We start from the raw sequence: 10,455 nt of genomic DNA on the forward strand, positions 1-10,455 counted from the left end.
GGGTCACTCGGCGGCGGCGCGGCGGGCCTGCGCCACCTCGTACAGCGTGATGCCCGCGGCGACGCCGGCGTTCAGCGACTCGACGTCGGACGAGATGGGGATGGACGCGACGGCGTCGCACGTCTCGCGGACGAGGCGGGAGAGGCCGTGGCCCTCCGAGCCGACGACGAGGACCAGCGGGTCCGTGGCGAAGGCGAGGTCGCGCACCTCGGTGTCGCCGCCGGCGTCGAGGCCGACGACGAACGCGCCGGACTTCTTGAGGTCGGCGAGGGCGCGGGACAGGTTGGTCACCTTGGCGACGGGCACGCGGGCCGCGGCGCCGGCGGACACCTTCCAGGCCGACGCCGTGACGCCGGCGGAGCGGCGTGACGGGACGATGACGCCGTGCGCGCCGAACGCGCCCGCGGAGCGCAGCACGGCGCCGAGGTTGCGCGGGTCGGTCACGCCGTCGAGCGCGACGAACAGCGGGGCCTGGCCGGCCGCCGCGGCGGCGTCGAGCAGGTCGTCGACGTCGGCGTAGTCGTACGGCGGCACCTGCGCGGCGACGCCCTGGTGCACGGAGCCCTCGGTGAGGTGGTCGAGCTCGGTGCGCGACACCTCGAGCAGCTGCACCGACCGGGCCGAGGCCAGCTCGAGGATCTCGCGGGTGCGGTCGTCGTGGTCGATCCGTGCGGCCAGGTGCACCGCGGTCACGGGCACGTCGGTGCGCAGCGCCTCCAGCACGGCGTTGCGGCCCGCGACGACCTCCGCGCCGCCCGTGGGGCGGCGGGTGCCGCGCACGACGCCCTTGCTGGCCCCCTTCTGGGACTGCGCGGCCTCGCGCTTCTCGGCGGCCACCTTGCGCTTGTGCGCGGGGTGGTAGGTGCGGTCCTCCGCCTTCGGCGTCGGGCCCTTGCCCTCGAGCGACTTGCGGCTGTGGCCGCCGGTGCCGACCTGCGCGCCCTTCTTGCTGCCCGCCTTGCGGACGGCGCCGGGGCGCCGGGTGTTGCCTGCCATGGTGTCTCTTCTCAGGGTTGCGAGCTCAGGTGGTCGAGCGGTCAGTCGGTCAGCGTCCAGCGGGCGCCGTCGGCGGAGTCCTGCACGACGACCCCGGCCGCCGCGAGGCGGTCGCGGATGGCGTCGCCGGTGGCCCAGTCCTTCGCGGCCCGCGCGGCGACGCGCGCGTCGAGCTCCGCCGCGACGAGCGACTCGAGCGCGGAGCGTGCCTTGGTGTCGCCCGCGCCGTCGGCCCACTGCGGGTCGGCGGGGTCGAGGCCCAGGACGTCGAGCATGCCGCGCAGGGCGACGAGCTCGGCCCGGGCGGCCTCGTCGTCGCGCGACGCCAGCGCGCTGTTGCCGGCGCGCAGGTGCTCGTGCACGACGGCGAGCGCCGCGGGCACGTTGAGGTCGTCGTCCATGGCCTCGACGAACGCCGCCGGGAGGTCGGCCTTCGCCACCTCGTCCGCCGTGACCGCGCCGACGCGCTCGGTGGCCCGCTCGACGAACCCGGAGAGGCGCTCCCAGGTGGCGCGCGCCTCGTCGAGGGTGTCGGGCGACCACTCGAGCATCGACCGGTACTGCACGGCGGCGAGCGCGTAGCGGATCACGGGCGCGGGGGCCTGGGCGAGCAGCTCGGAGACCAGAAGGCCGTTGCCGAGCGACTTGCTCATCTTGACGCCCTGCTGGGTGACCCAGGCGCAGTGCATCCAGCGCTGCGCGAAGCCGTACCCGGCGGCGCGCGACTGCGCCTGCTCGTTCTCGTGGTGCGGGAACCGCAGGTCCAGGCCGCCGCCGTGGATGTCGAACGCGTCGCCCAGGTAGCGGTGCGCCATCGCGGAGCACTCGAGGTGCCAGCCGGGACGGCCTCGGCCGAACGGGGTGTCCCACGACGCGGTCTCGGGCTCGCCCGGCTTCGGCGCCTTCCAGAGGGCGAAGTCGTGCGGGTCGCGCTTGGCGGACGCCGCGGCGTCGTCGCCCGTGGGCTCGGGGTTGAGGTCCTCCAGCCGCTGCCGGGTGAGCTCGCCGTAGGCGGGCCAGGAGCGCACGTCGAACCAGACGTCGCCGGGGCCCGTGGCGTACGCGTGCCCGCGGTCGACGAGGCGCTGCATCAGCTCCGCCATGTCGAGCACGTGGCCGGTGGCCCGCGGCTCGTACGTCGGAGGGATCACGCCGAGCGCGTCGTAGGCGCTCGTGAACATCCGCTCGTGCGTGGCGGCGTGCGCCCACCACGGGACGCCGGCGGCCGCGGCCTTCGCGAGGATCTTGTCCTCGATGTCGGTGACGTTGCGGATGAGCGTGACGCGCAGGCCCGACCGCTCCAGCCAGCGACGCAGGATGTCGAAGGCGATCACGGGACGCAGGTGGCCGATGTGGGGCGGGGCCTGGACGGTGGCGCCACACAGGTAGATGCCGACCTCGCCCGGGGTCAGGGGGACGAAGTCGCGCACGTCGCGCGTCGCGGTGTCGTACAGGCGCAGGCTCACCGGTCCAGGGTACCGGCGCACCTCAGCCGAAGGTGCGCCCCTCGCCCCGGTAGGTCGGCACGGTCTCGACGATCTCGTCGCCGCGCACCAGGTGCACGACGGCGAACCGTTCCATGAGCTCGCCGGCCTTGGCGTGCCGCAGCCACACGCGGTCGCCGACGGCCAGCGGCGGGGCGCCCGGCCGGCGGCGCAGCGGCGTCATGACCTCGCCGGCGCCCTCCGTGCCGGTGAGCGACCAGCCGGCGGTCGCGACGCGCGGCAGGCGCGACCGGCCGGACGGGCCGGAGGCGACGTAGCCGCCCCCGAAGGCGGTGGCCCAGCCCGGCGCGGGCAGGCGCACGACGTCCAGCCCGAAGAAGGCCGCGGGGCGCGGGTCGAAGGCCCGGTAGCCGTCGAACAGACCGGGCACGAACAGCCCGGAGCCGGCGGTGACCTCGGTGACCGCGGGGCCGGCCGACGACGTCTCGAGCGAGCCCGTGCCGCCGGAGTTCACCAGCTCCACGCGGCGCCCGACGGCGGCGCCCACCGCGTCGACGACCTCGGCGCGACGGCGGTCCAGGTCGGTGACGGAGAGCCGCTTGACGAGCCGGACGGCGGGGTTGGTGTCGGGCAGTCCGGCGACCTGCGCCTCGTAGAACATCAGCCCGCGCAGCCGCGCGCCGGGCAGCTCCTCGACGCGGCGGGCGAGCTCCGCGACGTCCCCCGGGGTGCGCAGCGGGGACCGGCGGGTGCCGAGGTGCACCTGGACGGGGCCGAGCTCGAGCCGCAGCGACGCGTCCACGTCCAGGCAGACCGCGACGTCGGGCAGCGCGTCGGCGTCCGTGCCGGCGGGCACCCCGGCGGACCGCAGGGCCGCGTCCAGCCGCTCGAGCTGGGCGACGTCGTCGACCATGACGGTGATCTCGCGCCGGGCGCGCACGTCGGCGGCGAGGCGGGCGAGGGCGTCGGCGTCGACGGTCGGGTAGCCGACGAGGACGTCACGGGTGCCCTCCTGCACGAGCCACAGCGCCTCGGACAGCGAGAACGCCATGACGCCCTCGAAGCCGGCGTCGAGGGCGCGGCCCACCAGGGAGCGCACCCGCACCGACTTGCTGGCCACGCGCACGGGGACGCCGCGGGCGCGCCGGCGCAGGTCCGCCGCGTTGGCGTCGAAGGCGTCGAGGTCGACCACCGCCACGGGCGCCGGCAGGTGCGCGGTCGCGCGGGCCAGCCGCTCCGTCTGGGTCATGGCCGCACGCTACACCGGCCGCCCCCCCTCGGGATCAGCCTGACGGTGGATCCGCGCCGCCCGGCGCGCGTGGCAGAGTGTGCGCGTGAATCCGAGCACCGTCGCCGGCACCCCGGCCGCCCGCACGTCCGACGCCCCGCTGCGCACGTGGGGCGGCACGCACACCTGGCAGCCCGCGCGCCGCGTCCGGCCGCGCGACGAGGGCGAGCTCGGCGCCGTGGTCGCGACGGCCGCCGCGACCGGGACGCGGGTGCGCGCGATGGGTGCAGGGCACTCGTTCACGGCCGCCGCCGTGACGGACGGCGTGCACCTGAGCCTCGACCACCTCAGCGGCGTCGAGGCGGTCGTGCCGCAGCCCGACGGCACGGTCCTGGTCACCGTGCGCGCGGGCACGCGGCTGCACGACCTCAACCGGCTCCTCGCCTCGCTCGGCCTCGCGATGCGCAACCTGGGCGACATCGACCGGCAGTCGGTGGCGGGGGCGATCTCGACGGGCACGCACGGCACCGGCGCCCGCCTCGGCGGCCTCGCGACGCAGGTGCGCGGCGTGCGGGTGGTGGACGGCGACGGCGTGGTGCGCCAGGCCTCCGACGACGCGGCCCCGGGCACGCCCGAGCGCGAGCTGTTCGAGGTGGCGCGGCTGGGCCTCGGCGTCGCGGGCGTGCTGTCCGCGGTGACCCTCGAGGTGGTGCCGGCGTTCTGGCTGCGCGCGCAGGAGGAGCCGTGGCCGCTGGACCGGGTGCTGGAGCAGCTCGACGACTACGTCGACGGCAACGACCACGCGGAGTTCTACTGGTTCCCGGGCACGCGCCGGGCGCTGACCAAGCGCAACAACCGGGCGACGGCCGACGAGGTCGAGGCGTGGGCGAGCGGCCGCGCCGGCGCCCGCGGGGCGGTGCGCACGGCCGGCGCCCGGGCCCGCGCGCTGCTCGACGAGGAGGTGCTGTCCAACGGCGCCTTCGAGGTGCTGAACCGGTTCGCCCTCGCCGCGCCCGGCATGGTGCCGCGGCTCAACGCCGTCAGCGCTCGGGCGCTCGGCGGCAAGACGTACGTGGCGCCGTCCGCCGACGTGTTCGTCACCCGCCGGCGCGTGCGGTTCGTCGAGATGGAGTACGCCCTGCCGCGCGCCGCCCTGCGGGGCGTGCTCGACGAGCTCGACGCCTGGCTGCGCGCCTCGGGCGAGCCCGTCCCGTTCCCCGTCGAGGTGCGGTTCGCCGCCGCCGACGACGTGTGGCTGTCCACCGCCCACGGCCGTGAGACGGCGTACGTGGCCGTCCACCAGTACGCGCCGATGCCGCACCAGCGGTACTTCAGCGCCGCGGAGCAGATCTTCGTCGCGGCGGGCGGACGCCCGCACTGGGGCAAGATGCACACCCGCACCGCGGAGTACCTGGCCGACCACTACCCGCTGGCGGACGTCGCCCGGGTGCGCGCCGCCGTCGACCCCGAGGGCGTCTTCCGCAACGACTACACCGACACCGTGCTGGGCGCGCCGGGGGCGTAGGCGCAGGGAACATCGGTCCTCCCGGCGTCGTCAGGCGGGCGGCCGGCGGGGTCCGCCGTCCGCCTCCGGGAGCCGCACCGTGACCCGCAGCCCGCCGTCGGGCCGCGGGACGAGCGTGAGCACGCCGTGGTGCGCCTCCGTGATGCTGCGGACGATCGCCAGGCCGAGGCCGACGCCGCCGTGGTCGGCGCGGGTGCGCCCGCCGCCGCGCTGGAACGGCTCGGTGAGCGTGGGGACGAGCTGCGGGTCGAGCCGCTCGCCCGTGTTCTCGACCGTGAGCACCGCCTCCCCCGCGCGGTCCACGGTGTCGACCCGCACCGTGCCGCCGCCCGGCAGGTTGTGCACGATCCCGTTGTGCACGAGGTTCGTGGCGAGCTGCAGCAGCAGGGCGCGCGACCCCACCGCGTCGACGACCTCGCCGGTCATGCGCAGGTCGACCGCGCGGGCGTCCGCGAGGGGCAGCAGGGTCTCGACCGCCTCCTCCGCGACGAGGGAGAGGTCCACGGGCTCGCGGGCGAAGGAGCCCCGGTCCGCCCTGCTGAGCAGCAGCAGCGCCTCGGTGAGGTCGATCGCGCGCGCGTTGACGGCGTCGAGCCGGGCGAGCAGCTCGTCCGTGTCCCGGTCGGGGTCCTGCCGGGCCACGTCGAGCATCGTCCGGGTGATCGCCAGCGGCGTGCGCAGCTCGTGCGACGCGTTGGCCGCGAACCGCTGCTGCTCGGCGACCTGCGCCTCGAGCCGGGCGAGCATGTCGTCGAAGGCGTCGGCGAGCTCGCGGAACTCGTCCTGCCGGCCCGGCAGCCGGATCCGGTGGGACAGGGATCCGGCCGCGGCGCGGCGGGTGGCGTCCGTGAGCCGGTCCAGCGGCGCGAGCATCCGGCCCGCGAGGAACCACCCGCCGACGAGGCCCACGACCAGGAGGAAGAGCATCGCCCAGGCCGCCCGCGGGGCGAACGCGCGCTCGAGGTCGGACCGGTTGGGCACGAACTGGCCGCCGCCCGGGCGGGACGGGCGGACGTCCACGAGCACCGCGTCGGGCACGTAGCGCAGCAGGAACACCCACACCACGGCGAGCAGCAGGGCGCCCGCGACGAGCAGGAAGGCGGCGTAGCTGAGGGTCAGCTTCAGCCGGACGCTCGGACCGGGCGCCCTAGCCATGCTTCTCCCGCTCGTCCGTGCCCGTGTCGATCCGGTACCCGACGCCGGGCACCGTCGCGATCACCCACGGCTCGCCGAGCCGCTTGCGCAGCGCGGAGACGGTGATGCGCACGGCGTTGGTGAAGGGGTCGGCGTTCTCGTCCCAGGCCCGCTCCAGCAGCTCCTCGGCGCTGACGACGCCGCCGTCGGCCGCGACGAGCACGGCCAGCACCGCGAACTGCTTGCGGGTGAGCGCCACGTAGCGGCCCTCCCGGTAGACCTCGCGGCGGAACGGGTCGACCCGCAGCCCGGCGAGCTCCTGCACCGGCGGGCGCACGTGCGCGCGGCGCCGGTCGAGGGCCCGCAGCCGCAGCACCAGCTCCCGCATCGCGAACGGCTTGGTGAGGTAGTCGTCCGCGCCGAGCTCGAACCCCGACGCCTTGTCGTCGAGGCGGTCGGCGGCGGTGAGCATGAGGATCGGCATGCCGCTGCCGGACGCGACGATGCGCGCGGCGATCTCGTCGCCGGACGGCCCGGGGACGTCGCGGTCGAGCACGGCGATGTCGTAGGAGTTCACGCCCAGCAGCTCGAGCGCGGTGTCGCCGTCGCCGGCGACGTCGGCCGCGATCGCCTCGAGGCGCAGCCCGTCGCGGACGGCCTCGGCCAGGTACGGCTCGTCCTCGACGATCAGCACACGCATGCCCTCGATGCTACGGAGGCGCGCCTATCGTCCGCGTATCGAGGAGCGCATACGCCCGGGCAACGCCGCCCCCGCTCGACTGGGGCCATGCCCCACCACCAGCGCAGCGCCACCGCCTCCCCGCGCCCCGCCCGGGTCGTCCTGCTCGCCCTCGGCGCGGCCGTCGCCGTCCTGCTCGGCCTCGCGGCGTGCCTCGCCGCGACGACGACGGACCCCGACGCGCCGGCCCTGTCCCGGGTCGCCGACGTCGTCTCCCGCACCACCGGGGACGGCCCCCGCACCGGGGCCGCCGCCGGGCACGTCCCGAGCGGCACCTCCGTCTTCGACGAGCGACTGCCCGCGCTGGCGAACCTCGACCCCGCGCTGCTCCGCGCGCTCCAGGACGCGGCGACGGCCGCGGAGGAGGACGGCGTCACGTTCGTCGTCAACAGCGGCTGGCGCTCGCGCGCCTACCAGAAGCAGCTCCTGCGCGAGGCCGTGGCGCAGTACGGCTCCGCCGCGGAGGCCGCGCGGTGGGTGGCCGGCGCCGACACGTCGTCCCACGTCTCCGGCGATGCCGTCGACCTCGCCCAGAACGGCGGTCCCGCCTGGCTGGCCGAGCACGGCGCCGCCTACGGGCTGTGCGCGGTGTACGGCAACGAGCCGTGGCACTACGAGCTGCGCCCGGACGCCGCCGGCTCCGGCTGCCCCGCCCCGTACGCCGACCCGACCGAGGACCCGCGGCTGCGCGGATGAGCCCTCAGGACGTGCGCGCTCAGGCCGTGCGCGCGACGACGAGCGCCGTCGCGATGGCGGCAACCCCCTCGCCGCGGCCGGTGAGCCCCAGCCCGTCGGTGGTCGTGGCGCTGAGCGAGACCGGCGCGCCGGCGGCCGCCGACAGCGCCGCCTCCGCCTCGGCCCGGCGCGGCCCCACCTTGGGCCGGTTGCCGACCACCTGGACCGCGACGTTGCCGATGTCGAAGCCCGCCTCCCGCACCCGGCGCGCGGCCTCGGCCAGCAGGGTGACGCCCGCGGCGCCGGCCCACTGCGGCTCGCTGGTGCCGAAGTGCGTGCCCAGGTCGCCGATGCCGGCGGCGGAGAACAGCGCGTCGGCGGCGGCGTGCGCCGCGACGTCCGCGTCCGAGTGCCCGGCCAGCGGCCGCTCGCCGGGCCAGCGCAGGCCCCCGAGCCACAGCTCGCGGTCCGAGCCCTCCGGGGCGTAGGCGTGCACGTCGACCCCGAGGCCGGTGCGGGGCAGTGCGGTCACGACTCCTCCTGGAGCAGCAGAGCGGCCACCAGCAGGTCCCGCTCGGTGGTGATCTTCAGGGCGGCGTCGTCGCCCGCGACGACGTGCACGGGCTCCCCCAGCGCCTCGACGAGTCCGGCGTCGTCGGTGGCGGCGAGCCCCTCCGACCCGGAGCGGGCGGCGCCGCCGGCGTGCGCGCGCTCCAGCAGCGCGCGGTCGAAGCCCTGCGGGGTCTGGACCGCACGCAGCAGCGCGCGGTCGGGCGTCTCGACGACGCGGTCGACCGGGGGCCCGACGGGCGCCTGGTCCGCGACCTCGCGGGGCGCGATCCGCTTGATCGTGTCCGTGACGGGCAGCCCCGGGACGACGGCGCGGTGGCCCGCGCGCACCGCGGCGACCACGCGCCGCACGAGCTGCGGCGGGGCGAGGGGGCGGGCGGCGTCGTGCACGAGGACGACGTCGTCGTCGGGCGCGGCGAGCGCGAGCCCTGCCGCCACGGACGCCTGCCGGGTGGCGCCGCCCACGACGACGCGGACCGGCAGGTCGACGTGCGGGTCCTGCGCGACCACGTCGCGCACGACCGCGTCCAGCCCCGCGGGGCACGTCACGACGAGGGAGTCGACGACCCCCGAGGACGCGAGCCGCCGCGCGGCGTGCACCACGAGGGGAAAGCCGTCGAGGGCGACCAGAGCCTTGGGGAGGTCGCGACCGAGCCGGGTCCCCGACCCCGCGGCGGTCAGGATCGCGAGCGTCGTCACGGCGTCACGGTACCGGAACGACGACGGCGACCCCCGGCCGGAGCCGGGGGTCGCCGTACAGCGCTGGTGACGGGTGCCTCAGGAGGCGAGGACCTCGTCGATGATCGCGCCGGCCTTCTCCTCGTCGACGCCCTCGGCGAGCGCGACCTCGGACTCGAGGATCTGGCGCGCCTTGGCGAGCATGCGCTTCTCGCCGGCCGAGAGGCCGCGGTCGGCGTCACGGCGCGACAGGTCGCGCACGACCTCGCCGACCTTGATCACGTCGCCCGACGCGAGCTTCTCGAGGTTCGCCTTGTAGCGGCGCGACCAGTTGGTCGGTTCCTCCGTGTAGGGCGCGCGCAGCACCTCGAAGACGCGGTCCAGCCCCTGCTGGTCCACCACGTCGCGCACGCCGACGAGGTCGACGTTCTCCGCCGGGACCTCGATCGTCAGGTCGCCCTGGGCAACCTTGAGCTTGAGGTACATCTTCTCCTCGCCACGGATCTTCCGCGTCTTGATCTCCTCGATCAGCGCGGCGCCGTGATGCGGGTAGACAACCGTCTCGCCTACTGTGAACGTCATCTGCAGATGTCCCCTTTCCCAGTCGACGAGTTTATCACGGGGGAGCCGACACTCCCCTGCCCCTCGGCCCCCGAGCGCCCTGTCCAGGACTGTGTTTTCGCAGGTCAGAGGGCTGGCAGCGCGGCCAGGGACGCAGCACCCGCCGGTCGTCGCTAGGATGTCGATGGGCCTTCTGCAGGCCCGCTCCCTCCCGCGCCCGGCTCGGGAGGACCGCTGATGTCCCGAGCCCGCGACGCCACCCGCGCCCGCGTGCCGACGCCTTCGAAGGAGAGCACGTGTTCCGCTCCGTCCGCCCCGCACGCACCGTCGCCGCCGCCAGCGTCATGGCGGGCGCCCTGCTGCTGGCCGCCTGCTCCCCCACGATCACCACCAAGCCGTACGCCCCGTCCGACGGCGTGCGCGTCAACCTCACGGACCAGGTCCGCGGCATCAACCTCATGGTCGTCACCGAGGGCGAGGGCGAGCCCGGCAACGTGCTCGGAGCCCTGGCGAACGACTCCTCCGAGTCCGTGAGCTTCGTCCTCACGGCCGAGGGCGCCGAGCCGCTGTCCGTCGAGGTCCCCGCCGGCGGCACCGTCTACCTGAACGCCGACCAGGAGGACTCCGCCCAGGTCGCGCAGCCGCAGATCGCCTCCGTCGCCTCGCACCCCGGCGGCGACCTCGAGGCCACCCTGTCCGGCGCGGGCACCGAGCAGGACTTCTTCCTCCCGATCATGGACGGCACGCTCCCCGAGTACCAGGCCTACCTGCCGACCTCCACGGCCTCCTGACCGGTACGTGAAGGGGCGGGGGGGGGGGGGGCCGGGTGGGGGCGTGCCCCCGCTTTTTTTTTCGGTGTTCAGGGGCGGTGTTTCCAGGAGGAGTTGCCCAAACAGACGTCAAC

Annotated in this window: 11 protein-coding genes; 3 read left to right on the forward strand and 8 right to left on the reverse strand. The window is 75.8% G+C overall.

Annotated features, from left to right (window positions below):
- Positions 1-3 precede the first annotated feature (3 nt).
- Genes rlmB through ACWF41_RS12900 form a run of 3 tightly spaced genes read right to left on the reverse strand, consistent with a single transcriptional unit; the run spans position 4 to position 3,690 of the window.
- A complete protein-coding gene (gene rlmB / locus ACWF41_RS12890; protein ID WP_380320713.1) occupies positions 4-996 on the reverse strand; it encodes a 23S rRNA (guanosine(2251)-2'-O)-methyltransferase RlmB in 993 nt (330 codons plus the stop codon).
- 41 nt (positions 997-1,037) lie between these two features.
- A complete protein-coding gene (gene cysS / locus ACWF41_RS12895) occupies positions 1,038-2,462 on the reverse strand; it encodes a cysteine--tRNA ligase (protein ID WP_380320710.1) in 1,425 nt (474 codons plus the stop codon).
- A gap of 22 nt (positions 2,463-2,484) precedes the next feature.
- The gene (locus ACWF41_RS12900) at positions 2,485-3,690 is read right to left on the reverse strand and encodes an alanine racemase (protein ID WP_380320707.1); all 1,206 of its coding nucleotides are present in this window, start codon (positions 3,688-3,690) and stop codon (positions 2,485-2,487) included.
- A gap of 139 nt (positions 3,691-3,829) precedes the next feature.
- On the opposite strand from ACWF41_RS12900, the gene ACWF41_RS12905 reads away from it, so the two are divergent.
- Positions 3,830-5,194, forward strand: a complete 1,365-nt coding sequence (locus tag ACWF41_RS12905) for a D-arabinono-1,4-lactone oxidase (RefSeq protein ID WP_452182658.1) — start codon at positions 3,830-3,832, stop codon at positions 5,192-5,194.
- Between the two features lie 30 nt (positions 5,195-5,224).
- Here ACWF41_RS12905 and ACWF41_RS12910 read toward each other — a convergent pair whose 3' ends face one another.
- Complete coding sequence (locus tag ACWF41_RS12910) at positions 5,225-6,349, reverse strand: sensor histidine kinase (protein ID WP_380320701.1); 1,125 nt, start codon at positions 6,347-6,349, stop codon at positions 5,225-5,227.
- Positions 6,342-7,028: a response regulator transcription factor gene (locus ACWF41_RS12915; protein ID WP_380320698.1), complete on the reverse strand. Its 687-nt coding sequence runs from the start codon at positions 7,026-7,028 to the stop codon at positions 6,342-6,344. The genes ACWF41_RS12910 and ACWF41_RS12915 overlap by 8 nt, the downstream gene beginning before the upstream one ends.
- An 87-nt stretch (positions 7,029-7,115) precedes the next feature.
- Between ACWF41_RS12915 and ACWF41_RS12920 the strand changes: the two genes are divergently transcribed.
- Positions 7,116-7,763: a M15 family metallopeptidase gene (locus ACWF41_RS12920; RefSeq protein WP_380320695.1), complete on the forward strand. Its 648-nt coding sequence runs from the start codon at positions 7,116-7,118 to the stop codon at positions 7,761-7,763.
- A gap of 19 nt (positions 7,764-7,782) precedes the next feature.
- On the opposite strand, the gene ispF is transcribed toward ACWF41_RS12920, so the two are convergent.
- The 3 genes from ispF to ACWF41_RS12935 form a co-directional block, all read right to left on the reverse strand.
- A complete protein-coding gene (gene ispF, locus ACWF41_RS12925; RefSeq protein WP_380320692.1) occupies positions 7,783-8,274 on the reverse strand; it encodes a 2-C-methyl-D-erythritol 2,4-cyclodiphosphate synthase in 492 nt (163 codons plus the stop codon).
- Complete coding sequence (gene ispD / locus ACWF41_RS12930) at positions 8,271-9,011, reverse strand: 2-C-methyl-D-erythritol 4-phosphate cytidylyltransferase (RefSeq protein ID WP_380347039.1); 741 nt, start codon at positions 9,009-9,011, stop codon at positions 8,271-8,273. Before ispD ends, ispF begins: the two co-directional genes overlap by 4 nt.
- Before the next feature lie 78 nt (positions 9,012-9,089).
- Positions 9,090-9,572 (reverse strand): CarD family transcriptional regulator, encoded by a 483-nt coding sequence (locus ACWF41_RS12935; protein ID WP_079570762.1) that lies wholly within the window; start codon positions 9,570-9,572, stop codon positions 9,090-9,092.
- 275 nt (positions 9,573-9,847) lie between these two features.
- Between ACWF41_RS12935 and ACWF41_RS12940 the strand changes: the two genes are divergently transcribed.
- Entirely contained in the window at positions 9,848-10,342 is a 495-nt protein-coding gene (locus ACWF41_RS12940; protein ID WP_380327182.1) for a hypothetical protein, read from the forward strand.
- The last annotated feature ends 113 nt before the right edge of the window (positions 10,343-10,455 follow it).

This window comes from Isoptericola sp. NPDC055063 (assembly GCF_053608125.1).

Bases quoted from the DNA above. Each gene is read 5' to 3' on its own strand.
- rlmB (WP_380320713.1), bottom strand. From the start codon at position 996: ATGGCAGGCAACACCCGGCGCCCCGGCGCCGTCCGCAAGGCGGGCAGC.
- ACWF41_RS12900 (WP_380320707.1), bottom strand. From the start codon at position 3,690: ATGACCCAGACGGAGCGGCTGGCCCGCGCGACCGCGCACCTGCCGGCG.
- ACWF41_RS12910 (WP_380320701.1), bottom strand. From the start codon at position 6,349: ATGGCTAGGGCGCCCGGTCCGAGCGTCCGGCTGAAGCTGACCCTCAGC.
- ACWF41_RS12915 (WP_380320698.1), bottom strand. From the start codon at position 7,028: ATGCGTGTGCTGATCGTCGAGGACGAGCCGTACCTGGCCGAGGCCGTC.
- ACWF41_RS12920 (WP_380320695.1), top strand. From the start codon at position 7,116: ATGCCCCACCACCAGCGCAGCGCCACCGCCTCCCCGCGCCCCGCCCGG.
- ACWF41_RS12935 (WP_079570762.1), bottom strand. From the start codon at position 9,572: ATGACGTTCACAGTAGGCGAGACGGTTGTCTACCCGCATCACGGCGCC.